This is a genomic window from Microlunatus kandeliicorticis (genome assembly GCF_014137855.1).
Taxonomy (GTDB): domain Bacteria; phylum Actinomycetota; class Actinomycetes; order Propionibacteriales; family Propionibacteriaceae; genus Microlunatus; species Microlunatus kandeliicorticis.
In genome coordinates, this window is sequence record NZ_JACGWT010000003.1 from 71,813 (window position 1) to 96,387 (window position 24,575).

The window sequence follows — 24,575 nt, forward strand, 5'->3', positions numbered from 1 at the left end:
TCCGGGGGACGCGGGTCCGGAGACGACGGATCCCCCGCCGGCCGAGACCGACGGGGGATCCGGGGACGTGCTCCGCTCGCGCGGGCCGATCAGCGGTCAGTGACCGCCGGTCAGCTTGTCGCGCAGGGCCTGCAGCGCCTCGTCCGAGGCGAGCGAGCCCTCCGGGGCGTGCGGGACCGCCGGGGCGGAGTCCGACGAACCGGACGCCGCGCCACCGGTGCTGCCGCCCGAGGAGTACGTGGTCGGCGCGGACGCCGCAGCACCTTCGGCCGCCTCGGCCTCCTCGACCTGCTTCTTGTGCGCCTCCCAGCGGGCGTGGGCCTCGGCGTACTGGCTCTCCCAGGCCGCGCGCTGCTCCTCGTAGCCCTCGAGCCACTCGCCCGTCTCCGGGTCGAAGCCCTCCGGGTAGAGGTAGTTGCCCTGGTCGTCGTAGGACGCCGCCATGCCGTAGAGCGTCGGGTCGAAGTCCTCGGCGTTGGTGTCGACACCCTCGTTGGCCTGCTTGAGCGACAGCGAGATCCGCCGACGCTCGAGGTCGATGTCGATGATCTTCACCATCACGTCGTCGTTGACCTGGACGACCTGCTCGGGGATCTCGACGTGACGCTCGGCCAGCTCGGAGACGTGCACCAGACCCTCGATGCCCTCCTCCACCCGGACGAACGCACCGAACGGCACCAGCTTGGTGACCTTGCCCGGGACGATCTGACCGATCTGGTGGGTGCGGGCGAAGGCCTGCCACGGGTCTTCCTGGGTCGCCTTGAGCGACAGCGAGACGCGCTCGCGGTCCATCTCGACGCTCAGCACCTCGACCGTGACCTCCTGGCCGACCTCGACCACCTCGGACGGGTGGTCGATGTGCTTCCAGGACAGCTCGGAGACGTGCACCAGACCGTCGACCCCGCCGAGATCGACGAAGGCGCCGAAGTTGACGATCGAGGAGACCACACCCTTGCGGATCTGGCCCTTCTGCAGCTGGGTGAGGAAGTTCTGCCGGACCTCGGACTGGGTCTGCTCGAGCCACGCGCGGCGCGACAGCACCACGTTGTTGCGGTTCTTGTCCAGCTCGATGATCTTGGCCTCGAGCTCCTGGCCCACGTAGGGCTGCAGGTCGCGGACCCGACGCATCTCGACCAGCGACGCCGGCAGGAAGCCGCGCAGCCCGATGTCGAGGATCAGACCGCCCTTGACGACCTCGATCACCTGACCGGTGACCACACCGTCCTCGTCCTTGATCTTCTCGATCGTGCCCCAGGCGCGCTCGTACTGAGCCCGCTTCTTGGACAGGATCAGCCGGCCTTCCTTGTCCTCCTTCTGCTGGACGAGGGCTTCGACCTCGTCACCGACGCTGACCACCTCGAAGGGGTCGACGTCGTGCTTGATGGAGAGTTCCTTCGAAGGGATGACCCCTTCGGTCTTGTAGCCGATGTCGAGCAGGACCTCGTCCCGGTCGACCTTGACCACGGTGCCGGTGACGATGTCACCGTCGTTGAAGTACTTGATGGTGGCGTCGATGGCCGCCAGGAACGCTTCGGGCGAATCGAAGTCGTCGACCGCAACCTGCGGAGGTGCCTCGAGTGAGGACGTCATGTAGTAGGGCTCCGGAAGTGGATTGAGTTGGACGTGGCGCCGCAGCCCGGTCCGTAGCGAGGGCGCAGGAACGAGGTCCCCGCGCGGTCGTCGCCGTGCTCTCAAACCACCCCGGCCGGGATCCGGCGGAGTTGCCCAACAGTCGACCTACGAGCGCGACCTGCTCTGTCCGAAGTCGCACAGGCCACAGCGCACAGACAAGCCTACCCGCGGTCACGGAAGGCGGTCAAAAGCCACCGCGGGCCGCACGGGCCCGCCGTCGTCGTGGACGGGCCTCGCGCGTGGAGGGCGCCGTCAGCAGAGGACAACGGTACGGGGCCGAGGCTGGTTCCCGGAAGCCCGGGAGCCGTCCCGGCGCGGCGGGGCCGTGCGGGCGCGGGTGGCAGGATCGCCGCCATGACGGAGTCCCGTTTCGTGGTCCGCGACGCCGCCGGCACGGTGGTCGACCCGGTCCTGCCCGAGTCGCTGCACCCCTTCCTGCTCGACCGCGCCGGCACCCCCGGCGAACGGGTCGCGCTGACCGAGCACGAGGACGGTGCCGACAGCGCCGAGCCGCGGCGGAGCGCCGTGGCCGAGCCGGAGCCCGACGGCGGGTGGCGGGTCCGCGTCGATCACGACGGCGGGATCGTCGCCCGCGCGGTCAACACCGACGCGGTCTATGACCTGCTGCGGTCCTGGGCCGCCGACGACGACTGGTGGCTCGAGGCCTTCGGCTGGGAGCGCGGCTGACGACCCTCAGCGGTCGCCGAACACCTCGAGGGCCAGCCGCACCGCGTGCGGCCGGTCGCGGAGCCGGAGCTTCGCGAAGAGGTTGTTGATGTGGGTCTTCACCGTCGAGGTGCTGACGAACAGCCGCTCGGCGATCTCGGTGTTGCTGAGCCCCTCGCCGATCAGCCGGAGCACCTCGCGCTCGCGTGCGGTCAGCTCGGCGGTCCGCGGGTCGTCGGTCGGACGGCCCGGCACCGGCCCCGACGCCGACGGCGTCGCCGGTGACGGCTGCGTCGGCCCCGGAGCGGCGGCCAGACCGGAGATCAGCCGGGCCGAGACCACCGGGTCGAAGGTGGCCTGCCCGCGGGCCACCGCCCGGATCGCCACCGCGATGTCCTCGCGCGAGGCGTCCTTGGTCAGGTAGCCCCGGGCGCCGGCCCGCAGCGCCCGGGCGATCGAGGTGTCGTCGGCGTAGGTGGTCAGCACCAGCACGGCGACCTCGGGCTGCTCGGCGAGCAGCGCCGCGGTCGCGTCCGCGCCGTCGAGCACCGGCATCCGCAGGTCCATCAGCACCACGTCGGGCCGGGCGCTGCGGCAGAGCTCGACGGCGGCCCGCCCGTCGGCGGCCGAGCCGACCACCTCGAGATCGTCGAGCAGGCCCAGCACGGTCACCAGCCCGTCGCGGACGATGTCCTGGTCGTCGGCCACCAGCACCCGGATCGGCTCGCTCACCGCAGCTCCCCCACCGGTCGGGTCGACCGGTCCTCGTCGGTCGTCGGGGTGTCGGCCACTGGTCCGGCCGACCGCGGCTCCGGCGGGACCGGGCACTCGGCGGCGAGCACCCAGCGTCCGCCCTCGCGCCCGGCCCGGAGCCGGCCGCCGACCAGCGCCAGCCGTTCGCGGAGCCCGGGCAGTCCGGCGCCGGCGCCGGTATCGGCCAGCGCGGGATCTGCCAGCCCGGGGTCGGCCAGGCCGGGGGCGGTTTGGCCAGGGGCGGTCAGGCCGGTGCCCGTCGCGCCCCCGTCACCGGCGCCGGGCTCGACCAGGGCGTTCACCAGCTCGAGCAGGACCCGGTCGGTGGCGAACACCAGGGTGGCCGAGCCGCGACCGCCGGGCGCGTGCTTGTTGAGGTTGGTCAGCCCCTCGCGGGCCACCGCCGCCAGCGTCTCGGCGACGGGGCCGCCCACCGGCCGGGGGTCGCCGACCACGTCGAGCTCGATCCCGAGCTGGACGCCGACCGGGCCCTGCAACACCGCGCGGACGGCGTCGACCAGGTCGACCGGACCGCGCTCGGCCGGCTCCGCTCGGAGCTCCTGGACCGCGGCGCGGGCTTCGCGGAGCCCCTCGACGGCCAGTGCGCGCGAGGCGCGGAGCCGGGCTGCGGCCTCGTCGGTGCGGCCGCGTTCGAGCTCGGCGCCGGCCGCGTCGAGCTGGACGACCAGACCGCCGAGCGCGTGCGCCAGCAGGTCGTGCAGGTCGCGGGCGATCCGGCTGCGCTCCTCGAGGGCCGCGGCGCGGGCCGCCTCCTCGCGGGTGCGTGCGGTCTGCGCCGTCAGGGCCGCCTGGCGCTCCTTGAGCTGGGCGTTGCGTTCGGCGAGCGTCAGCTCCTGCTGCCGGCGCAGCACCCGCTGCCGCCGGTTGGTGCCGAAGAGCACCACCGCGGCGACGCCGGCGGTGTTGCCGAACACCGAGCTCCAGTGCACGCCGTGGACCAGGCCGGTGAGGACCAGCGCCACCCCGAGGACGGACGCCCAGATCACCCCGGTCCGGACCCGGACCTCGGGCTGGCCGACGAGCATGATGCCGCCGATGACGTAGTAGACGCTGCCGAGCGAGCTGATCCACGGGTTCGCCGCGATCGCGGCGGTCATCATGACCAGGGTGAGGGCGAAGGCGAGCCGGTCGTAGCGACGCCGCACCCTCAGGAGCATCAGGGCGAAGGCCAGGGCCACGCAGAGGCTGGTGCAGAGTGCCACCCAGAGCGGCCCGGAGAAGGCGCCGTCGCGCCAGAGCAGATAGCCGAAGGCGCTGTTCCCGACCAGGCGGACGAGCAGCCGGACGGTGCCGTTCCCGCCGCCCCAGCGATCGTCGACCGCCTCCATCCAGCTCACCGGAGCGATCCTAGGCAGATCGGCCGGTCGGGGACGTCGGCGCACGAGCCGTGCCCCGGCTCCCGTCGCCCCGACCCCGACCGGGGTGGCGACGACGGGGACCGGGGCACGGTGCTGACCGGGGACACGGCGGTGGGTGGGCGTCAGAACCCGACGGCGGCGTACTCGCGCTGCCGCTCGGCGGCCTGGTGCCGGTCGATGCGCTCGCGGATCATCAGCGCCTGGACCGTCTTGATGACGGCGACGACGATCAGGATGGTGCCGGTCTGCTCGGCCAGTCCGGCGTCGACCACGTGGGCGACGACCGCCAGACCGATGCGCACCACCAGGAAGCCCAGCCAGACCCCGATGCCGGCCGCGCCGAGCCGGGACTTGAGCTGGTCGCCGAACCGGCGGATCTGGGTGAACCGACCCATCAGCCAGCCGGCCAGCAGCCCGAGCGCCAGCTCGGTGCCGATGATCAGCACGTCGACCGCGCCGACGTGCAGGTGGCTCAGGGCCCGGGCGCCGGTGACCAGGCTGACGACGCCGATCAGGCCGAAGATCACCGGCATCCGCAGCAGTCTGGTGAGGTTGACCGTCTGCCAGACGCTCTGCCGGACGGTGATGAAGGCGATCACCAGGACGGCGATGCCGATGGTCTCCAGGGTGTCCATGTTCATGGTCGTGCTCCTCGTTTCCGTTTCTCGACGACGACCTCAGTCTTCGAGAAACGGCTCCGGGACCCCACCACCCAAGGATGGAATCCCGGGTGGAGACGCGGGTGGAGAAACCGGGTGGAGAACGCGCTTCGACAGGTTCAGCGGTCGTCCCAGTGCGCTTCGACAGGCTCAGCGCGCGTCCCGGGTGCGCGCCGACAAGCTCAGCGGTCGTCCCCGTGCGCTTCGACGGGCTCAGCGCGCGTCCCGGGTGCGCTTCGACAGGCTCAGCGGCCGGGGCGTCAGTGGGCGGCTTCGTGCCAGGAGCGGCCGACGCCGACCGACACGTCGAGCGGGACCTGGAGCTCGACGGCGTGACCCATCTTGTCACGGACCAGCGCCTCGAGCGCCTCACGCTCGCCCGGCGCGACCTCGAAGACCAGCTCGTCGTGCACCTGGAGGAGCATCCGGCTGGCCAGTCCCGCCTGGTCGATCGCCGTCTCGACGTCGAGCATGGCGATCTTGATGATGTCCGCGGCCGAGCCCTGGATCGGGGCGTTGAGGGCCATCCGCTCGGCCATCTCGCGACGCTGCCGGTTGTCGCTGGTCAGGTCGGGCAGATACCGGCGACGACCGAGCAGGGTCTCCGTGTACTCGGTCCGCCGGGCGTCCTCGACCAGGGAGCGCAGGTAGTCCCGCACGCCGCCGAACCGCTCGAAGTACTCGTCCATCAGCTCCTTGGCCTCGGACGTCGAGATGCCGAGCTGTTGGCTGAGCCCGAAGGCGCTGAGTCCGTAGGCGAGCCCGTAGTTCATCGCCTTGATCTTGGCCCGCTGCGCCGGCGTGACGTCCTCGGCCGCCACCCCGAAGACCCGCGAGGCGGTGATGGTGTGGAAGTCGAGCCCGGAGTGAAACGCCTCGATCAGCCCGGCGTCGGCGCTGTTGTCGGCCATGATCCGCATCTCGATCTGGCTGTAGTCGACCGACATCAGCGAGTCGTAGCCCGGCCCGACCACGAAGGCCTCGCGGATCCGTCGACCGGCGTCGGTGCGGATCGGGATGTTCTGCAGGTTCGGGTCGGTGCTCGAGAGCCGCCCGGTGGCCGCGATCGTCTGCACGTAGGTGGTGTGGATCCGGCCGTCGTCGGCCACCGACTTGAGCAGCCCCTCGACGGTCTGCTTGAGCCGGATCGCGTCGCGGTGGATCAGCAGCTGGGCCAGGAAGGGGTGCTCGGTCTTGGCGTAGAGACCCTGGAGCGCGTCGGCGTCGGTGGTGTAGCCCGACTTCGTCCGCCGGGTCTTCGGCATGTCGAGCTCCTCGAACAGCACCACCTGGAGCTGCTTGGGAGAGCCGAGGTTGATCTCCTTGCCGAGCACCCGGTAGGCCTCGTCCGCGGCCTGAGTGACCACCGCACCGAACGAGCTCTCCAGCGCGTGCAGGTGGTCGAGGTCGACGGCGATGCCGATCCGTTCCATCCGGGCCAGCGTGCGCTGCAGCGGCATCTCGACCTCGCGCAGCAGCCGGGTGCCGCCGCGGGTGTCGATCTCGGCCTCGAGCGCCTCGGCGAGGTCGACCACCGCACGGGCGCGGACCATCGAGGCCTCGGCGGCCAGCTCGGTGCCGCTGTCGTCGTCGCCGAACTCGAGCGCCAGCTGGTTCGCGTCGGCCTCGTCGGCAGCCTTCGGGTCCTCGACCTTGAGCTCGCGCTTGAGGTAGCGGACGGTCAGGTCGGCCAGGTCGTAGGTGCGCTGGTCAGGCCGGGTCAGGTAGGCGGCGAGCTGGGTGTCGGACACCAGCCCGTGGAGGTCCCAGCCGCTGGCCCAGGCGGCCAGCATCGGCCCCTTGGCGTCGTGGACGACCTTGGCCGCCGACGGGTCGGCCAGCCAGTCGGCCAGGGCCGCGTCGTCCTCGGGGGTCAGGTCGGCGAGCACCACGTAGCCGGCGGTGGCGGCGGGGCTCGCGGCGTCCTCTTCCGTCCCCGGGTCACCGTCGCGCGGCTCGGCGGTGGCGAACGCCAGCGCCTCGAGGTCGCCGGTGCCCGAACCCCAGTGCCCGATGACGTCGACGCCGGTCCGCCGACCCGGGGTGTGCTCGGCCAGCCACCCAGCCAGGCTGCCGGGCGCCAGGATCGTCCCGGACAGGTCGAACCCGCCCTCGGGCAGCTCCTCGCCGTGGTTGGGCAGCGCCTCGAGCAGCCGGTCGCGGAGCACCCGGAACTCGAGCCCGTCGAACAGCTGGTGGGTGGCCTCGCGGTTCCAGTCGCGCCGGGCCAGGTCGTCGATGGACAGGCCGAGCTCGAGGTCGCAGACCAGCCCATTGATCTGCCGGTTGAGCCGGACGTCGGGGATCCGTTCGCGGAACGCCTCGGCCGCCTTGCCCTTGAGCTCGCCGGCGTGCTCGATCAGGTTCTCCAGACCGTCGTAGGTGGTCAGCCACTTGGCCGCGGTCTTCGGTCCGACCCCGGGCACGCCGGGCAGGTTGTCGCTGCTCTCCCCCACCAGCGCGGCGATCTCCGGGTAGCGGGCCGGCGGCACGAAGTAGCGTTCCTCGACCGCCGCCGGGGTCATCCGGGCCAGGTCGGAGACGCCCTTGCGGGGGTAGAGGATCGTCACGTGGTCGTCGACCAGCTGGAAGGTGTCGCGGTCGCCCGAGCAGATCAGCACGTCCAGCCCGGCCGCGGTGGCCTGCTTGGTCAGCGTGCCGATGACGTCGTCGGCCTCGAAGCCCTCCTTGTCGAGGTAGACGATGTTGAGGGCGTCCAGTACCTCCTTGACCAGCGCCACCTGGCCGCTGAACTCGGCCGGTGAGCTCGACCGGTTCGCCTTGTACTCGGTGTAGACCTCGGAGCGGAACGTCTGCCGGGAGACGTCGAAGGCGACCGCCAGGTGGGTCGGGGCCTCGTCGCGGAGGACGTTGATCAGCATCGAGGTGAACCCGAAGACGGCGTTGGTGTGCTGGCCCGTCTGGGTGGAGAAGTTCTCCACCGGCAGCGCGAAGAAGGCCCGGTAGGCGATCGAGTGGCCGTCGATCAGCAGCAGCTTGGGCCGGGCCGGCTCGCTCGACGCGGCGCTCGCCGCCTTCTTCGCGGCGGTCTTCTTCGCGGTCGTCGCAGGCACGGTCCGACTCTAGTTGTGGGGTCGGACACCGCGGGCGCCCACCGAGCCACGGCTAGAGTCCGGCCATGGCACAGATCCACCGGGCCACGCTTGACCCCGGCAAGCTCGACCTCGTCGAGGCCTGGCTCTCCCGGCAGCCGTGGGCCACCCTCGCCGGGGAGCTGACCCGGGTCGGGGCGTACCGGTTCGACGACCCGGCCGGCGAGGTCGGGGTGGAGACCTTCCTGGTCCGCTCCGGCGACGTCGTGCTGCAGGTCCCGATGACCTTCCGCGGCGCCCCGCTGGACGGCGCCGAGGCGTTCCTGATGGGCACCACCGAGCACTCGGTGCTCGGCACCCGGTGGGTCTACGACGGCTGCGGCGACCCGGTCTGGGCGGCCACCCTGACCGCGGCGATCCGGGACGGGGGCCGGCAGGCCGAGGAGCTGGTCGAGACCCCGGACGGACCCGAGGCGCGGGTCCCGACGGTCTTCGTCGCCGGGCACCCGCCGACCACCTCGGGCGGGGCCGGGACGGAACCGGCCGACGGGACGCTCCCGGCGGTCGAGCAGCGCGACGGGCTGACCGTGGTCCGGCACGCGGGCGTCGAGCTGACGCTGGCCCGCACCGCGGGCGCCCTCGGCGACGAGCCCCGGCCCGGCACCCTGGTCGGGCACTGGGCCGACGGCGACGGCGTGCTGGCCGTGCTGCGGACCGGCCCGGCGGTGCCCGACTGGTACGGGCAGCTGTCGAGCGCGCTCGACACCCGGATGGGGTTCGAGGTGCTCGAGCTCGGCGCCGAGCGGGTGGTCGGCCGGATGCCGGTCGAGGGGAACACCCAGCCGATGGGACTCTGGCACGGCGGGGCGTCCTGCGTGCTGGCCGAGACCCTGGCCTCGATCGGGGCGGTCGCGCACGCTCTCCCCGACCGGCTGGCGGTCGGGGTGGACCTCAACGCCACCCACCACCGCTCGGTCCGGTCCGGCTGGGTCACCGGGACCGCGACCGCGCTGCGGCTCGGCCGGACGGTGGCGATGTACGAGGTGGTGCTGGTCGACGACGACGGCCGCCGGGTCTGCACCGCCCGGGTCACCTGCCAGCTGGTGGCGGGGCCCGGTCAGTCCTCGCCGAGGTAGGCCTTACGCACCTTGTCGTCGGTGAGCAGCGACTTCCCGGTGTCCTGCAGCACGACCTGGCCGACCTCGAGCACGTAGCCGTAGTCGGCCAGCGACAGCGCGGCCTGGGCGTTCTGCTCGACCAGCAGGATCGTGACGCCCTCCTGCTGCAGCTCGGTGATCGTCGACATGATCCGCTGCATCATCAGCGGGCTCAGCCCCATCGAGGGCTCGTCGAGCATCAGCAGCTTGGGCCGGCTCATCATCGCCCGGCCGATGGCCAGCATCTGCTGCTCGCCGCCGGAGAAGGTGCCGGCCGGCTGCGTGCGGCGCTGCCGGAGGATGTCGAACAGCGTGTAGACCCGTTCGAGGTCCTGCGCCACGCCGGCCCGGTCCCGGCGGGCGAAGGCGCCGAGCTTGAGGTTGTCCTCGACGGTGAGCCGGGGGAAGATCTTGCGCCCTTCGGGCGAGTGCGCCAGCCCGAGGCCGAGGATCTTGTGCGCCGGGGTCCCGTCGATCCGCCGGCCGTCGAACCAGATCTCCCCCGACTCGGGCTGCAGCAGCCCGGAGATGGTCTTCAGCGTGGTGGTCTTGCCCGCGCCGTTGGTGCCGACCAGCGTGACCACCTGGCCCTGCTCGACGGAGAAACTGATCCCCTTGACCGCGCGGACCCGGCCGTAGGCGACCTTGAGGTCCTTCACCTCGAGCACGTCAGGCCTCCTGCTGTTCGTCGTGGTGGCCGTCGGTCTGCGCAGCCTCGTCGGTCTCGGGACCCTTGCCGATGTAGGCCTCGATCACCCGCGGGTCGGACTGCACCTCGTGCGGGGTGCCCTCGATCAGCGCCTTGCCCTGCACCAGGCAGAGCACCCGGTCGCAGAGGTTGAAGATGAAGCGCATGTCGTGCTCGATCACCACCACGGCGAGCCCCTGGTCGCGGATCTTGAAGATCAGCTCCTCGGCCTGCCGGGTCTCCTGCGGGTTCATCCCGGCGGTCGGCTCGTCGAGCAGCAGCAGCTTGGGGTCGGTGGCCAGCGCCCGGGCGATCTCGAGCCGCCGCTGGTCGCCGTAGGGCAGGTTGCGGGCCAGGCTCTCGGCCGTCCCGTCGAGCCCGACGAACTCGAGCAGGGCCTGGGCCCGGGCCCGGGTCTCGGCCTCCTCGCGCCGGAACTTCGGCCCGCGGATGATGGAGGTGAACGGCCCCGCCGACGTCCGGCAGTAGCGCCCGACCATGACATTCTCGAGCGCGGTCATGTTGGCGAACAGCCGGATGTTCTGGAACGTCCGGGCCATCCCGGCCTTGACCACCCGGCGCGGCTTGGGCGGCAGCACCGACCCGTCGAACAGCACCCGCCCCGAGGTCGGCAGGTACAGCCCGGTCAGGCAGTTGAAGAAGGTGGTCTTGCCCGCACCGTTCGGGCCGATCAGCCCCATGATCTCGCCCGGGTAGACCCGGAAGTCGACCGAGTCGACCGCGACCAGACCGCCGAACCGCATGGTCACCTGTTCGGCGGCCAGCAGCGGCTCCCTGCGGTCGAGCTCGGCCACCCGGTCGGTGTCCACCGCGGTCATGCCTGACCTCCCACCGGCACGACGCCGGTCGCCTCGCGTTCGTCGATGTCGCTCTGGATCTTCTCGGCCAGCTCGTCGTCGTCGTCGTGGAACTCGAGCTGGCGGCGCTTGCTGGCCACCAGGCCCTCCGGCCGGAACCGCATCATCACCACGAGCAGCAGCCCGAAGATCAGCAGCCGGTACTCCTCGACGAACCGCAGCTTCTCCGGCATCAGCTTGAGCAGGGTCGCCCCGACCAGCACGCCGAGCACGGTGCCCATGCCGCCCAGCACCACGGCGGCCAGCAGGAACGCCGACTCGAGGAAGATGTACTGGTCGGGTGTCACCGAGACGTCGTGGTGGGCCTTGATCGACCCGGCCACCCCGGCCAGGAAGGCGCCGCTGGCGAAGGCGAACAGCTTGAGCCCGAAGACGTTGACGCCCATCGCCTCGGCGGCCTTCTCGTCCTCGCGGATGGCCACCCAGCCGCGGCCGATCCGCGAGTTGTTCAGCCGGACGAAGATCAGGATCACCACCGCGATCAGCACCAGCAGCAGGAAGTAGTAGTTGGCGAACCGGCCGAGCTGGATGCCCAGCACGGTGTGGGTGTCCTTGAAGTCGAGCCCGAACAGGTTGAGGTCGGGCACCCCGGGGATGCCGTTCGAGCCGTTGGTCAGGTCCGGACCGTCGGTGCCGTCGAGGTTGATCATCCCGAACCGGAAGATCTCCCCGAAGGCCAGCGTGACGATGGCCAGGTAATCCCCGGAGACCCGCAGCGTCGGGGTGCCGATGATCAGGCCGAGGGTGCCGGAGACGGCACCGCTGATCAGCACCACCACGATGAACGGCGGGTGCCAGTCGACCGTGGAGAACACCGAGTTCGACAGGATCGCCGCGGTGAAGGCCCCCGCCCCGAGGAAGGCGATGTACCCGAGGTCGAGCAGCCCGGCGAGGCCGACCACGATGTTCAGCCCGAGGGCGGTGACGGCGAAGATCAGCACCTGGGTGGCGATCGACATGTTCTCGTCCGAGCCGTTCTGGGTGAACGGGAAGGCGAACGCGGTCAGGAAGGCCGCAAAGATCAGCACCTTGCGGTGCCGACCGGAGACCGCCGAGAGCCAGCGCATCACGCCGAGCCGGAACAGCACCGCCACGGCGCCGATGGCCACCACCACGAACGAGACGAAGCCGCCGGCGTCCTCCTGGTCGAGGCCGTAGTAGGCGGCGTAGAGCACCACGGCCATCGCCGCGGCGATCGACAGGATGCCCAGCCAGGCCGGCGGCACCCGGCGGGCCAGCCGGGGCGGCCGGCCGCTGACCAGCAGCCGGCTGCCGACCAGCGCCACCAGCGCACCGACCAGCGCCACCCAGCCGCCGTAGACCACGTTGACCAGACCGCCGAGCTCGAGGCCGATCGAGCCGAGGATGACCACCAGGTAGACGGCAGCGGCGACCGAGGCGGTCTTGGCGCCGCGGGTCCAGCCGACGACCTGGCGCCCGTCACCGCGGGCCAGCCGGCGACCGAGGAAGGCGAAGACCGCGGCCCCCAGCCCGAACCCGGCGGCGTAGAGCTGCAGGGTCGACGGGTAGCCGAGGATCGTCATGTCGTCGAGGGCCGCGCTCGAGTAGGCCCAGGGCAGGAACGTGGAGGCCAGCAGCACCAGCCCGCCGACCACGGTGAGCACGGTGCCGATCGGGTGCAGCCGCTGCTGCTGCTCGGGACTGACCAGCTGCGGGATCCTCATGCCCGGTCCACCACCCGCGCGCCGAGCAGACCCTGGGGCCGGAACACCAGCACCAGGATCAGGATGATGAAGGCCCAGACGTCCTTCCAGGCCGATCCGCCGAAGACACCGGGCACGTAGGTCACCGCCATCGACTCGGCGACGCCGAGCACCAGCCCGCCGAGCACCGCCCCGTAGATGTTGCCGATGCCGCCGAGCACCGCGGCCGAGAAGGCCTTGAGCCCGGCGATGAAGCCCATCCGGAAGTTGATGTTGTGGTTGAGCAGGCCCTGGGCCATGCCCGCCACCGCGGCCAGCGCCGCGCCGAGCGCGAAGGCGATCATGATGATCTTGTCGATGTCGATGCCCATCAGCCGAGCGGTGTCCGGGTCCTGCGAGGTCGCCTGCATGGCCCGCCCCAGCCGGGTCCGGTTGACGAAGCCGTAGAGGAAGATCGTGCAGATCACCAGGGCGACCACGGTGAACACCGCGGCCCGCTGGATGGTGACCCCACCGATCACGAACGGCGACCCCGTGACCCCCTGGATGTTGGGGAACTGGACGTTCGACTTGGCGTCCGGGAAGCCCGGGATCCGGCCGTAGAACAGCCGGACGGCCTCCTGGAGGAACACCGAGATGCCGATCGCGGTGATCAACGGGGCCAACCGCGGTGCGTTGCGGAGCGGCCGGTAGGCCAGCCGCTCGGTGGCCAGCGCGACCAGCACCGCGGCGACGATGCCGCCGGCGAGCATGATCGGCAGCACCCACCAGGCGAGCGTGCCGCCGCCCAGGACGACGAAGGTGGCCACCGCACCGAACGCGCCGACCATGAAGATCTCACCGTGGGCGAAGTTGATCAGCTGCACGATGCCGTAGACGACGGTGTAGCCCACCGCGATCAGCGCGTAGAGCGAGCCGAGCGTCAGCCCGTCGGCCAGCGCTTGGAAGAAGGACTGGGTCATGCGACGACCTCCCCGAGGTCCGGGCCCGGTGCGTCCGGGCGGCCGACAAGCAGGTGACACGGAACGGGCGCCCGACCCCCTCGCGGGGGCCGGGCGCCCGGCCGGTCACTTGAACTCGTCGGTCTTCTCGGCCTTCCACTCGCCGTTGTCGACCTTGTAGACGGTCAGCACGCGGGTGGTGGCGTCGCCGTACTGGTCGAAGCCGACCTTGCCGGTGGCACCCTCGAAGGAGACCGAGCTCATCGCCTGGATGGTCGCCTGACGGGCCGACTTGGCGTCCGAGGCGTTGGCCAGGCTGGTCTTCAGCGCGTTGATGATCGCGTTGGCCGAGTCGTAGGCGTAGGCCCCGTACGCGCCGTAGGGATCGCTGTACCCGCCGGCCTTGTAGTCGGTGACGAACTGCTTGGCCGAGGCCAGGGTGTCGGTCGGCGCGCCGACCGAGGTGGCCAGGTCACCGTCGGCGACCTTGGCGCCGCCGGCCTGCTTGATGTAGTTCGGGTCGTAGATGCCGTCGCCACCCATGAGCGGGATGTCGAGGTCGGCACCCTTCATCTGCTGGCTGAGCGGGCCGGCCTGCGGGTACTCGCCGCCGTAGTACAGGGCCTGCGGGGCGCCCGGCTTGATCTTGCTGATCACCGGGCCGTAGTTCGAGTCGTCCGGGTTGATCGTCTCGGCGTCGGTGATGGTGCCGCCGAGCTTCTTGAACTCGGTGGTGAACGCCTCGACCAGACCCTGGCCGTAGGCCTTCTTGTCGTGCACCGTCGCGACCTTCTTGATCCCGACGCCGAACAGGTACTGGGCCGCGAACGGACCCTGGATGCTGTCGGTGGTGCAGGTGCGGAAGTAGTTCGCGTACGGCCGCTTCGGGTCGTCGAGGTTCGGACCCTTGGTCAGCGTCGGGTTGGTGTTGGCCGGCGAGACCTCGACGATGTTGGCCGAGTTGAGCACCGGCTGGACGGCCTGGGCCACCGACGAGTTCAGCGTGCCGACGACCCCGACGACCTCGTCGTCGGCGGCCAGCTTGGTGGCGGCGTTCCGACCGGTGTCCGGGGTGGCGGTGTCGTCCTCGGCGTCGATCTCGAGCTTCCAGCCCGGGATCGTGCCCTTCTCGTTGGCCTGCTTGATGGCCAGGTCGACCGAGTTCTGGATGCCGAGGCCGAGCGGCGCGAGGTCACCGGTCAGCGGAGCGATGACGCCGATCTTGGCGACCTTCTGGCTCCCGCTGCCGGAGCCGCCGGCCTGACCACCGGTGTCCGCGCTGCGAGTCCCGCAGCCGGTGATCGTCAAGGTGGCCGCGAGCAGGGTCGCTCCCGCGATGACAAGGCGCTTGTTCCGCACATTTCCTCCTGGGTGTTCGCGTCTGTCGCGAGCAGGAGGACTCTACGACGAGCACACCGGGTTGAGAGGGCGCTGAGTGCCGATTCGACCGTTCGTTACCCGATCGCAAACTGCGCGTCCCGACCCGCGGGAACCGAACTATTTGGCGGCTTTGGTTCCGTGCGCGATGACGCCTTCGGCGACCTCGCGCATCGACTTACGCAGGTCCATCGCGGTCTTCTGGATCCAGCGGAACGCCTCCGGCTCGGTCAGCCCGAGGCCGGTCTGCAGCAGCGACTTGGCCCGGTCGACCGCTTTGCGCGACTCCAGCCGCTCCTCGAGGTCGGCGACCTCGGCCTCGACCGCGCGGATCTCGGCGTAGCGGGAGATGGCGATCTCGATGGCCGGCACCAGGTCGGCCTTGCCGAACGGCTTGACCACGTAGGCCATCGCCCCGGCCTGGCTGGCGCGGTCGACCAGCTCGCGCTGGCTGAAGGCGGTCAGCATCACCACCGGCGCGATCCGCGCCTCACTGATCTTCTCCGCCGCCGAGATGCCGTCCATCTTGGGCATCTTGACGTCGAGCACCACCAGGTCCGGCCGGTGCTCGGTGGCCAGCGCGACGGCCTGCTCGCCGTCGCCGGCCTGCCCGACGACCTGGTAGCCCTCCTCGGTGAGCATCTCGACCAGGTCGAGCCGGATCAGCGCCTCGTCCTCGGCCACCACCACCCGCGGGCCGCGACCGGCCTCGGGAGCGGCGTTCTCGCTGCTCGGCGCGTCCGCCGCGTCCGGGGCGGGACCGGTGTTGCTCGCCACCGTCGCGGGGGTGGCCTGCGGCTCGCCGGGGGCGGCCGCGGGCTTCTTGCTGGTGCTGCTCGACTCGGTCACCCGACCACCTTAGAGCAGCCCGACGGGGGCGAAGACCGGTGTCACTCAGCCGTCACACCGGCGGTACGGGCGGTGCCGGACGGCCGCCGGATCGGGTCGGGGGGACGCGCCGCTGTGACAGAATGACGGTCGCTTCGCGCCCGGCCGGGGTGGCGGAATGGCATACGCGGACGGCTCAAACCCGTCTGTCCGAAAGGACATGGGGGTTCGACTCCCCTCCCCGGCACCAGCCTCGGCGGCGCGGCCTCAGCCGTGCCGGCAGGCCTGCCCCGCCCAGGAGTCGTCCGGCGCGCGGGCCCCCAGGTCCTGCGTCCCGAGCCGGCAGAGCACCGCCCCCTGCGCGGCAATGGTGCTGAAACTGCTCCACCGCCCGGCGGACGCCCGCCAGAATCCGTCCTGGCACCAGCGCAGCGACCACCGACCGCTCCACCGGGTCCGACCGGTCCAGGCGACGTAGCGCCGGGTCAGGTCCACCCGCCCCTCGGGCAGCCGGATCCGGCGGTCTGCGGTCGGAGTGGTCGCGCCGGGAGCGGCGAGCGGCGTGCCGATCCGGTGCCCGGCCTCGATCAGCACCTGCTCGGGCGTGGTGGTCACGGCGCCGGTGACGGTGACACCGGCCCGCAGCACGGTGGAGGCCGGGACCGTGGCCGGGCGGTCGGGGCCGGCCCCGGCGGGCACCGTGACGGTGCTGAGGCCCGTGAACACCTGGCTCGACACCGCGGTGATCCCCCAAGCGGCCGCCCCCGTTCGGCAGGTGCCGAAGTGGTCGTCCGCGCCGGTGCCCTCGGACCCGCCGGACGTGGCCAGCCGGATCGGACCGAAGGTCGGCCGCGCCGTCGCCGGCGGTCGGTCGGGCTCGGAGCGGGATCGTCCGGTCAAGTCGAGACCGGCCAGGTTCACCGCGACCAGCACGCCGACTGCGACGGCTCCGACGGCGGGATAGCCCCACCGCCGGGCCAGCGATCCGCCGCGGCTCACCGGACGATCATGCTCCTCGGGCGGAGCACCCGGCGCTCAGAGCGGGTTGCCGATCCGCCGCACCCGGATCATGTTGGTGGTGCCGGCCACGCCGGGAGGCGAACCGGCCACGATGACCACTCGCTCGCCGTCCTCGATCAGCCCGGACTCGGTGAGCGCCTTGTCGACCTGGCGGATCATGTCGTCGGTGTGGGTGACCATCGAGGTGAGGATGGTCTCGGCTCCCCACAGCAGGGTCAGCTGGCTGCGGGTGGTCTCGAGCGGGGTGAAGAACAGCATCGGGATCTGCGACCGGAGCCGGGACAGCCGGCGGGCGGAGTCGCCCGAGTGGGTGAAGGCGACCAGATAACGGGCACCGACCCGGTCGGCCACCTCGGCGGCCGCCTTGGCGATCACGCCCGAGACGGTGTGCGGGTCCCAGTCGATGGCGTGCATCTCCGCCATCCCGTGGGCCTCGGTCTCCTCGACGATCCGGGCCATCGTCTGGACGGTGACCACCGGGTACTGCCCGACCGAGGTCTCGCCGGACAGCATCACCGCGTCGGCGCCGTCGAGGATCGCGTTGGCGACGTCGGAAGCCTCGGCCCGGGTCGGGCGCGGAGCGGAGATCATCGACTCGAGCATCTGCGTGGCCACGATCACCGGCTTGGCCCACCGACGGGCCGCGGTGACGATCCGCTTCTGGACCAGCGGCACCTCCTCGAGCGGCAACTCGACGCCGAGGTCGCCGCGGGCCACCATGAAGGCGTCGAAGGCGTCGATGATCTCGTCGAGGTTCTCGACCGCCTGTGGCTTCTCGATCTTGGCGATCACCGGGACCCGGCGACCCTCCTCGTCCATGATCTTGTGGACCTCGTCGATGTCGGAGGCGCTCCGGACGAAGGACAGCGCGATCATGTCGACGCCGTTGCGGAGCGCCCACCGGAGGTCGGCGGAGTCCTTGTCGCTCATCGCCGGGACGCTGACCGCGACACCGGGCAGGTTGATGCCCTTGTTGTTGCTGACCGGGCCGCCGACCACCACGGTGGTGGTGACGTCGGTCGCGCTGACCTCGGTGGCGCGGAGGGCGATCCGTCCGTCGTCGATCAGGATCGTGTCGCCGGGGTGGACGTCACCCGGCAGTCCCTTGAACGTGGTCGAGCAACGGGTCACGTCGCCGGCGCAGTCGTCGACGGTGATGGTGAACGAGGCCCCGACCTCGAGGTTGACCTTGTCCTCGGCGAACCGGCCGAGCCGGATCTTCGGGCCCTGGAGGTCGGCGAGCACCCCGACCGGGCGGCCGACCGCGTGCGCGGCGGCACGGACGTTCTGCAGGTTGGTCTCGTGGTCGGAGTAGTCGCCGTGACTCATGTTGAGCCGGGCCACGTTCATCCCGGCGTTCACCAGCTCGATCAGGCGCTCGGGGGCCGAGGAGGCCGGGCCGAGCGTGCAGACAATCTTCGCTCTACGCACGTCTCGACCCTAGCCGAGCGCTTCTCGGCCCCGCCCGACCACTGCGGCCGGTGGACTGGCCGCGGGGCGGTGGTCGTGGCTGGTTCTCAGACTTCGCTCACGATGCGGAGCGCGCGCTCGAGGTCGGGCGGGTAGGGCGAGGAGAACTCGAGCCACTCGCCGGTGGCCGGGTGCCGCAGACCGAGCCGGACCGCGTGCAGCCACTGCCGGGCCAGCCCCAGCTGTTCGGCCAGCACCGGGTTCGGCCCGTAGGTGGGGTCGCCGACGCAGGGGTGCCGGATGGCGTCCATGTGCACCCGGATCTGGTGCGTGCGACCGGTCTCGAGCTTGACCTCGAGCAACGTGGTGCCGACGAACGCCTCGAGCGTGCGGTAGTGGGTGACGCTCGGCCGGCCGCCCTCGAGCACCGCCATCTTGTAGTCGTGGCCGGGGTGTCGCCCGATCGGCGCGTCGATCGTGCCCTCGAACGGGTCGGGGTGGCCGCGGACCAGCGTGTGGTAGGTCTTGTCGACACTGCGGTCGCGGAAGGCCTGCTTGAGCACGGTGTAGGCCAGCTCGCTCTTGGCCACCACCATCAGCCCGGACGTCCCGACGTCGAGCCGCTGGACGATGCCCCGCCGTTCCGGCACCCCGGAGGTCGAGATGCGGTACCCGGCCCCGGCCAGGTGGCCGAGCACGTTCGGTCCGGACCAGCCGACGCTGGGGTGCGCGGCGACGCCGACCGGCTTGTCCACCACCACGATGTGGTCGTCGTCGTAAACGATCCGGAGATCCTCGACGAGCGCGTCACCGACGTCCGCGCGGCGCTCGTCGGGGAGCTCGATGTCCAGCAGCACTCCGGCGGCGAGCCGGTCGGACTTGGCCGCCGGGGCGCCGTCGAGCCGGACCAGCCCGTCCGCGGCGAGCTCGGCCACCCGGCTGCGCGAGAGCCCGAGGAGCTTGGCCACCCCGACGTCGACCCGCTCGCCGGCCAGGCCGTCGGGGACGAAGACGGTACGCGAGTCGGTCACTCGCTCCTCTGCTCGGCGGGGGTGTGCTCGCTGGGGCTCTGCTGATCGGGGCTCTGACCGCTGGAGCCCTGACCGCTGGGGCTCTGATTGCTGGGGCTCTGGGCGCCGGCCGCCGGCGCAGGACGCGGCTGGCGGGTGTGCACGACGCCGTCGAGTCCGACGCCCTTGACGATGGCCAGCACCACGATGAACACCGCCGCGCTGCTGATGCACATGTCGGCGACGTTGAAGATCGGCCAGTGCGGCAGCTGGAGGAAGTCGACCACGCGTCCCCGCAGCGGCGCGGGTTCGCGGAAGATCCGGTCGCTGAGGTTGCCGGCGACCCCGGCGCTGAGCAGCCCGAGCGCCACCGCCCAGCCGCGGTGGGCCACCCGGGGGATCAGCCGGACCAGGACGAAGAGCAGCACCAGCAGCGACAGCACGGCGAAGACCGCGGTGACGTTCTCGCCGAGGCTGAAGGCGGCACCGGAGTTGCGGATCAGCTGCAGCCGCAGCAGCCCACTGGCCAGCACCACCGGGTTCTGCGGGTCGAGCAGGTCGACGGCGAGCAGCTTGGTGACGACGTCGAGGCCGAGCCCGGCCAGCGCGACCACGGCGAAGAGCGGACGAGCCACCCGCCGCCGGCGCCGCAGTCGTTCGGGGTCCGGGCCTACCGACGTTCCTCGCGCTGCTTGCATGTCACGCACAGTGTGGCACGCGGGAACACCTGCAACCGTCCCTTGCCGATCGGCTGACCGCAGTTGTCACAGACGCCGTAGGTGCCCTGCTCGATGTGCTTCAGCGCCAGCTGCGACTGCTCGAGCATCACCCGGGCGTTGTTGGCCAGCGACATCTCGTGGTCGCGCTCGAAGTTGGTCGAGCCGACGTCGGCGGCGTCGCGGCCGGCGCCGTCGCTGCCGTCGCGGAGCAGGCCGACCAGCTCGGCGTTCGAGGTCTCGATCTGGCCGGAGAGCCGTTCGACCTCCTGCTCGAGCTCGGTGCGGACCTCGTCGAGCTCCTCGGCGGTCCACGGGTCCTCACCCGGGCGGACCGGCAGGTCCTCGGGCCGGACCGTGGCGCGGCCGCGGCTCCTGGTCTTGGTGGTGCCGGGCGACGCGGTGCCGGTGGGCAGGCTGTCGGTCTCGGCGCCGGCGGTCGCGGTACGACCCGCGGTCGCGGTCTTCTTGGTGGTCACTCTGTCCTTCTCGGAGGTCTGCTGGGTCGGCGGGTCGGCCGACCTCGTGGTCCCGGCTCGGGTCGTGCCCGACCGGGTCGTCGCGCCGGTGTGCTTCGGCGGATGTCCATTCGTCGCCGACGGCCCGCCGGACGCAGCGGTGGCGGTCTTCTTCGCCGTGGTCTTCTCAGCCGACGCCGTCGTCGGTGCCTTCTTCGCCGGTGTCTTCTTCGCCGAGGCCGTCTTCGCCGGCGCGGCGGCCGGGGTCTTCTTGGCGGCTGCTGTCGTCTTCGCGGCTGCTGTCTTCTTCGCGGCCGCTGTCTTCTTCGCGGCCGGCGTCTTCTTGGCGGCTGGTTTGGTGGCTGGCGCCTTCGCCGCCGTCTTCTTCGCAGCCGGGGTCTTCTTCGCGGCCGGCGTCTGCTTCGCGGCTGTCTTGGCGGCCGGCGCCTTCGCCGCCGTCTTCCTGGCAGTCATCGTCGACCCACGCCCTGTCGTCGTCACGGCCGTCGTCCCGGCCGCCGGTGCGCAGACAGTAGGGCTCGGGGCGCGCGGGTTCAATGACCCGAGGGCAAATGTTTCCTGACCGATGTTTCTCGAGGCGTTCCTCGACGGCGCTCCGTCGATAGACGCCGACGCCCGACCGCGAGCGGTCGGGCGTCGGTGTGGTGGTCGATCGGTGCGGGTGGGGTCGGTCCCCCGCTCGGCCGGATCAGTGCTGGTCGCCGAGCAGCGCGTCCAGTCGCGGCGTGTCGCTGGTCTGACCGTTCGCGCCGTGGTCGCCCTGGTCGGCGGCGCCGTCCTGGTGCTGGGCGGTGTCCGGGGCGTCCCCGTGGGCGGCAGTGCCGGACGGCTGCGCAGCCTGGTCGAGCAGCGCCGGGTTGCCGGCCGGGCGCGCCGAGTGGTTCTCGACCGTCTCGAGCTGCTGGCGCAGGTGGGTGCGCAGGTTGTCGCGGTACTGCTGCTCGAACGAGCGGAGCTCGGCGACCGACTGGGTCAGCCCCTCGCGCTCGCGCTCGAGCTGACCGAACAGCTCGGACCGCTTGCTGTTGGTCTCCTGGTCGAGCTGGTCCGCACGCTGCTGGGCCTCGGTGCGGACGCGGTCGGCGTTGACCCGGGCCTCGCTCTCGATCCGCTCGGCGCGGGTGCGGGCGCCGGTGGTCACCTGGTGCGCGGTCCGGTTGGCCTCGTCGCGGATCCGCTTCGCGTCCTCCTCGGCCTCGCTGACCAGCTTCTCGGCCTGGTCGGTGGAGAGCTCGACGAGCCGGACGACGGCGGCGCTGGCTTCCTTGCTGGTGGTCACCACGATGGTCTCGCGGCCGGCCGGGGCCGGGGTCTGCGCGACCGGCTGCTCGGTCCGGGTCTCGACCTCCGGCTCAGGCTTCGGCTCAGGCTTCGGCTCGGGCTTCGGCTCAGGCGCCGGCGCGGCCTGCTCGGCCGGGCGCCCGCCCTCGGCGACCTGCTTCTTGAGGTTCTCGTTCTCCTCGAGCAGCCGGGCCAGGCCCTCCTCGACGTGGTCGACGAACTCGTCGACGTCGAGCACCTCGTACCCCGAGCGCTTGGCCATCCGGAACTTGATGTTCCGCACCTCGTCCAACGTCAGCGACATCTTCCACCTCGAACGGTCCGTCAACTCTGATGTGCGCCGCACGGATCCGCGCAGAGCGGGTCGACGTGCGGTCGCAGGATGCGGCATCCCCCCGACGCACCCCGGCGGCCAACGTTAACCGATGGCTCAGGTGCACTGCACGGCAGCACCGCGCGCACTGCCCGCACGCTCAGCCGAGCCGGCGGGAGCGGGCGGGTGGTCCGACCGGATCAGGCGAGGATCAGCGGGCGAAGAAGACGTAGGAGTTGATCCGCATCAGCACGCTGACGAGGATCGCCAGCCCGATGAAGGCCAGGTCGAGCATCATGTTGCCGATCCGCACCGGCGGGAGGATCCGGCGGAGCGCGCGGAGCGGCGGGTCGGTGATCGTGTAGATCACCTCGGCGACCACCAGGAGGGCGCCGCGCGGCTGCCAGTCACGCACCAGGACGGGCACCCAGGACAGGATCATCCGGCCGAACAGCACCAGCAGGAAGATCCACAGGATCCAGTAGATGATCGTTCCGATGATGAGCACTTGCGGTCGTGCCTCGCGTCCTTCGTCGGGGTGACCGGGCGGTCCGGCCGTGGAACCTCGTCACCGGCCGGCGCGCAGGCTGCGGCTCAGCTCTGGTTGAAGAAGCCGCCGGCGATGCGCTCCTTGTCCTCCGCAGCCACGTTCACGTTCTGCGGCGACAGCAGGAACACCTTGCTGGTGACGCGTTCGATAGTGCCACGCAGACCAAAGATGAGACCAGCCGCGAAGTCGACCAGGCGCTTCGCGTCGACGTCCTCCATGCCGGAGAGGTTCATGATGACCGGGACGCCGTCGCGGAAGTGCTCACCGATCGTGCGCGCCTCGTTGTAGGTGCGCGGGTGCACGGTGACGATCCGCGACAGGTCGGCGCGCTGCGGGGTGGCCGGCGCCGCCGGCGGGGTCGGACGACGCGGTTCGAGCGTGGTCACGCTGGCGCTCCGGTTCTCGGGACGGCCGTAGAGCTCGGCCGAGGACGCGGCGGCCGGTGCCGTCTCGCGCCCGGTCCCCCGGATCGGCTGCGAGGGCTCGTCGAGCAGCTCGTCACGGTTGACGCTCTCGGTGTTCTCGTTGTCGTCCGGGTAGTCCGCGTAGCGATCGTCGGCGTAGTCGGGGTAGCGGTCGTCGGTGACCAGACCCAGCCACGCCGCTGCCCGCTTCAGCCGTTCCGCCATGTGTGTTGCCCTCTCCTGCCGCGGTTCCCGGGGTCACCCGGGCCGCCCGAACCTCCGACGCGTCGAGGCTACCGGCCGGGGCCCGGTCCGCCGCCCAACGGGACGGGACGACACGCCAGGAGTTGACCGGTTCGCCGTGCGCCCGGAACGCGGACGGCCCGGTCCCCTCGGGTGAGGGGCCGGGCCGGGCGTGGCTCGAGCCGGACTGCTCGGACGGACGACCTGTCTCGGACTACTTGAGGAAGTCCGGGACGTCGAGGTCGTCGTCGTCGGCTGCCGGGCGGGGCGGCCAGCTGCGGGTGGTGCCCGGCGTCTGCGGCCCGGTGGTCGGGGCGGTCGGCGCCGGCTGGGCGGCCGGGGCCGGGGCCTCGGCGACCGGAGCCGGCTGCTGCGGCGCCGGAGCCTGGCCGGCGGGCGCGCCGGCCGAGCTCCCGGTTGCCGGACCCGCACCGACCGGCGGGCGGGCCGGCGTGCTGCCGGGACGGACCGCAGGACGCCGCGAGATCCCCGACTCGCGGGCCGGCGGTGCGCCGCCCTCGAAGCCGGCGGCGATCACGGTGACCCGCACCTCGTCGCCGAGCGCGTCGTCGATCACGGTGCCGAAGATGATGTTGGCGTCCTCGTGCGCGGCCTGCTGGATCAGCGCCGCCGCGTCGGAGACCTCGAACAGACCGAGGTCGGAGCCGCCGGCGATGGAGAGCAGCACCCCGTGGGCGCCGTCGATGCTGGCCTCGAGCAGCGGCGAGCTGACCGCCATCTCGGCGGCGGCCCGGGCCCGCTCCTCGCCGCGGGCCGAGCCGATGCCCATCAGGGCGGAGCCGGCGTTCGACATGACCGACTTCACGTCGGCGAAGTCGAGGTTGATCAGACCGGGGGTGGTGATCAGGTCGGTGATGCCCGAGACACCCTGCATCAGCACCTGGTCGGCCTGCCGGAACGCGTCCAGGATCGCGACCTGGTGGTCGGTCATCTGGAGCAGCTTGTCGTTGGGGATGACGATCAGCGTGTCGACCTCCTCGCGGAGGTTGCCGATCCCGTCCTCGGCCTGGACGGTGCGCCGCCGGCCCTCGAAGGTGAACGGCCGGGTGACCACGCCGATGGTCAGGGCGCCGAGGGCGCGGGCGATCCGGGCCACCACGGGCGCGCCGCCGGTGCCGGTGCCGCCGCCCTCGCCGGCGGTGACGAAGACCATGTCGGCGCCCTTGAGCACCTCCTCGATCTCCTCCGCGTGGTCCTCGGCGGCTTGGCGGCCCTTGTCCGGGTCCGCACCGGCGCCGAGACCGCGGGTGAGGTCGCGGCCGATGTCGAGCTTGACGTCGGCATCACTCATGAGCAGGGCCTGGGCGTCGGTGTTCACCGCGATGAACTCGACGCCGCGCAGCCCGGACTCGATCATCCGGTTGACGGCGTTGACGCCGCCGCCGCCGACCCCGACGACCTTGATGATCGCCAGGTAGTTCTGTGATGCAGAGACCACGAATTCCGCCTCTTT

Annotated in this window: 23 protein-coding genes and 1 tRNA gene; 4 read left to right on the forward strand and 20 right to left on the reverse strand. The window is 71.5% G+C overall.

Annotated features, from left to right (window positions below; all coding sequences use genetic code 11):
• Positions 1 to 96 precede the first annotated feature (96 nt).
• Complete coding sequence (rpsA, locus tag FHX74_RS09425; protein ID WP_182559895.1) at positions 97 to 1,590, reverse strand: 30S ribosomal protein S1; 1,494 nt, start codon at positions 1,588 to 1,590, stop codon at positions 97 to 99.
• Between the two features lie 396 nt (positions 1,591 to 1,986).
• On the opposite strand from rpsA, the gene FHX74_RS09430 reads away from it, so the two are divergent.
• The gene (locus FHX74_RS09430; RefSeq protein ID WP_182559896.1) at positions 1,987 to 2,319 is read left to right on the forward strand and encodes a hypothetical protein; all 333 of its coding nucleotides are present in this window, start codon (positions 1,987 to 1,989) and stop codon (positions 2,317 to 2,319) included.
• Positions 2,320 to 2,325: 6 nt separating this feature from the next.
• Here the strand turns inward: FHX74_RS09430 and FHX74_RS09435 are convergent, their stop codons facing one another.
• The 4 genes from FHX74_RS09435 to polA form a co-directional block, all read right to left on the reverse strand.
• Positions 2,326 to 3,030, reverse strand: a complete 705-nt coding sequence (locus FHX74_RS09435; RefSeq protein WP_182559897.1) for a response regulator — start codon at positions 3,028 to 3,030, stop codon at positions 2,326 to 2,328.
• Complete coding sequence (locus FHX74_RS09440) at positions 3,027 to 4,400, reverse strand: sensor histidine kinase (RefSeq protein WP_235970564.1); 1,374 nt, start codon at positions 4,398 to 4,400, stop codon at positions 3,027 to 3,029. The genes FHX74_RS09435 and FHX74_RS09440 overlap by 4 nt, the downstream gene beginning before the upstream one ends.
• A 152-nt stretch (positions 4,401 to 4,552) precedes the next feature.
• On the reverse strand, positions 4,553 to 5,071 hold the full coding sequence (locus FHX74_RS09445; protein WP_182559899.1) for a hypothetical protein: 519 nt from the start codon (positions 5,069 to 5,071) through the stop codon (positions 4,553 to 4,555).
• Between the two features lie 278 nt (positions 5,072 to 5,349).
• Positions 5,350 to 8,163: a DNA polymerase I gene (polA, locus tag FHX74_RS09450; RefSeq protein WP_182559900.1), complete on the reverse strand. Its 2,814-nt coding sequence runs from the start codon at positions 8,161 to 8,163 to the stop codon at positions 5,350 to 5,352.
• A 65-nt stretch (positions 8,164 to 8,228) separates the two neighbouring features.
• Here polA and FHX74_RS19830 point away from each other — a divergent pair, with 65 nt between their 5' ends.
• On the forward strand, positions 8,229 to 9,278 hold the full coding sequence (locus FHX74_RS19830; RefSeq protein WP_220483746.1) for a CG0192-related protein: 1,050 nt from the start codon (positions 8,229 to 8,231) through the stop codon (positions 9,276 to 9,278).
• Here FHX74_RS19830 and FHX74_RS09465 read toward each other — a convergent pair.
• From FHX74_RS09465 to FHX74_RS09490, 6 genes are all read right to left on the reverse strand, one after another.
• Complete coding sequence (locus FHX74_RS09465; protein ID WP_182559901.1) at positions 9,260 to 9,967, reverse strand: ABC transporter ATP-binding protein; 708 nt, start codon at positions 9,965 to 9,967, stop codon at positions 9,260 to 9,262. The genes FHX74_RS19830 and FHX74_RS09465 overlap by 19 nt on opposite strands.
• 1 nt (position 9,968) lies before the next feature.
• Positions 9,969 to 10,826 (reverse strand): ABC transporter ATP-binding protein, encoded by an 858-nt coding sequence (locus FHX74_RS09470; protein WP_220483747.1) that lies wholly within the window; start codon positions 10,824 to 10,826, stop codon positions 9,969 to 9,971.
• Positions 10,823 to 12,550: a branched-chain amino acid ABC transporter permease gene (locus tag FHX74_RS09475; RefSeq protein ID WP_182559902.1), complete on the reverse strand. Its 1,728-nt coding sequence runs from the start codon at positions 12,548 to 12,550 to the stop codon at positions 10,823 to 10,825. The genes FHX74_RS09470 and FHX74_RS09475 overlap by 4 nt, the downstream gene beginning before the upstream one ends.
• Positions 12,547 to 13,491, reverse strand: coding sequence for a branched-chain amino acid ABC transporter permease (locus tag FHX74_RS09480; protein WP_182559903.1), 945 nt, complete (start codon positions 13,489 to 13,491; stop codon positions 12,547 to 12,549). Before FHX74_RS09480 ends, FHX74_RS09475 begins: the two co-directional genes overlap by 4 nt.
• A gap of 105 nt (positions 13,492 to 13,596) precedes the next feature.
• On the reverse strand, positions 13,597 to 14,829 hold the full coding sequence (locus FHX74_RS09485; RefSeq protein ID WP_182559904.1) for a branched-chain amino acid ABC transporter substrate-binding protein: 1,233 nt from the start codon (positions 14,827 to 14,829) through the stop codon (positions 13,597 to 13,599).
• Between the two features lie 138 nt (positions 14,830 to 14,967).
• The gene (locus FHX74_RS09490) at positions 14,968 to 15,537 is read right to left on the reverse strand and encodes an ANTAR domain-containing response regulator (RefSeq protein ID WP_328823790.1); all 570 of its coding nucleotides are present in this window, start codon (positions 15,535 to 15,537) and stop codon (positions 14,968 to 14,970) included.
• 302 nt (positions 15,538 to 15,839) lie between these two features.
• On the opposite strand from FHX74_RS09490, the gene FHX74_RS09495 reads away from it, so the two are divergent.
• Positions 15,840 to 15,925 (forward strand) — tRNA-Leu (locus FHX74_RS09495).
• Between the two features lie 17 nt (positions 15,926 to 15,942).
• On the opposite strand, the gene FHX74_RS09500 is transcribed toward FHX74_RS09495, so the two are convergent.
• From FHX74_RS09500 to FHX74_RS19835, 5 genes are all read right to left on the reverse strand, one after another.
• Positions 15,943 to 16,674 (reverse strand): hypothetical protein, encoded by a 732-nt coding sequence (locus tag FHX74_RS09500; RefSeq protein ID WP_182559905.1) that lies wholly within the window; start codon positions 16,672 to 16,674, stop codon positions 15,943 to 15,945.
• A gap of 36 nt (positions 16,675 to 16,710) precedes the next feature.
• Complete coding sequence (gene pyk / locus FHX74_RS09505; protein WP_182559906.1) at positions 16,711 to 18,126, reverse strand: pyruvate kinase; 1,416 nt, start codon at positions 18,124 to 18,126, stop codon at positions 16,711 to 16,713.
• Positions 18,127 to 18,212: 86 nt separating this feature from the next.
• The gene (locus FHX74_RS09510; protein ID WP_182559907.1) at positions 18,213 to 19,136 is read right to left on the reverse strand and encodes an RluA family pseudouridine synthase; all 924 of its coding nucleotides are present in this window, start codon (positions 19,134 to 19,136) and stop codon (positions 18,213 to 18,215) included.
• Positions 19,133 to 19,750 carry a signal peptidase II gene (locus FHX74_RS09515; protein ID WP_328823735.1) on the reverse strand — a complete coding sequence of 206 codons (618 nt, stop codon included), beginning with the start codon at positions 19,748 to 19,750 and terminating at the stop codon, positions 19,133 to 19,135. The genes FHX74_RS09510 and FHX74_RS09515 overlap by 4 nt, the downstream gene beginning before the upstream one ends.
• 35 nt (positions 19,751 to 19,785) lie before the next feature.
• On the reverse strand, positions 19,786 to 20,172 hold the full coding sequence (locus FHX74_RS19835) for a TraR/DksA family transcriptional regulator (RefSeq protein WP_235970568.1): 387 nt from the start codon (positions 20,170 to 20,172) through the stop codon (positions 19,786 to 19,788).
• Between the two features lie 130 nt (positions 20,173 to 20,302).
• Here FHX74_RS19835 and FHX74_RS20715 point away from each other — a divergent pair, with 130 nt between their 5' ends.
• Positions 20,303 to 20,872, forward strand: a complete 570-nt coding sequence (locus FHX74_RS20715) for a hypothetical protein (protein WP_268926002.1) — start codon at positions 20,303 to 20,305, stop codon at positions 20,870 to 20,872.
• Between the two features lie 126 nt (positions 20,873 to 20,998).
• Here the strand turns inward: FHX74_RS20715 and FHX74_RS20720 are convergent, their stop codons facing one another.
• The 4 genes from FHX74_RS20720 to ftsZ form a co-directional block, all read right to left on the reverse strand.
• Positions 20,999 to 21,895: a DivIVA domain-containing protein gene (locus tag FHX74_RS20720; RefSeq protein ID WP_182559910.1), complete on the reverse strand. Its 897-nt coding sequence runs from the start codon at positions 21,893 to 21,895 to the stop codon at positions 20,999 to 21,001.
• A gap of 220 nt (positions 21,896 to 22,115) precedes the next feature.
• Entirely contained in the window at positions 22,116 to 22,412 is a 297-nt protein-coding gene (locus FHX74_RS09530; RefSeq protein WP_182559911.1) for a YggT family protein, read from the reverse strand.
• A gap of 86 nt (positions 22,413 to 22,498) precedes the next feature.
• Complete coding sequence (locus FHX74_RS09535; protein WP_182559912.1) at positions 22,499 to 23,083, reverse strand: cell division protein SepF; 585 nt, start codon at positions 23,081 to 23,083, stop codon at positions 22,499 to 22,501.
• Positions 23,084 to 23,315: 232 nt separating this feature from the next.
• A complete protein-coding gene (ftsZ, locus tag FHX74_RS09540; RefSeq protein WP_182559913.1) occupies positions 23,316 to 24,560 on the reverse strand; it encodes a cell division protein FtsZ in 1,245 nt (414 codons plus the stop codon).
• Positions 24,561 to 24,575 lie beyond the last annotated feature (15 nt).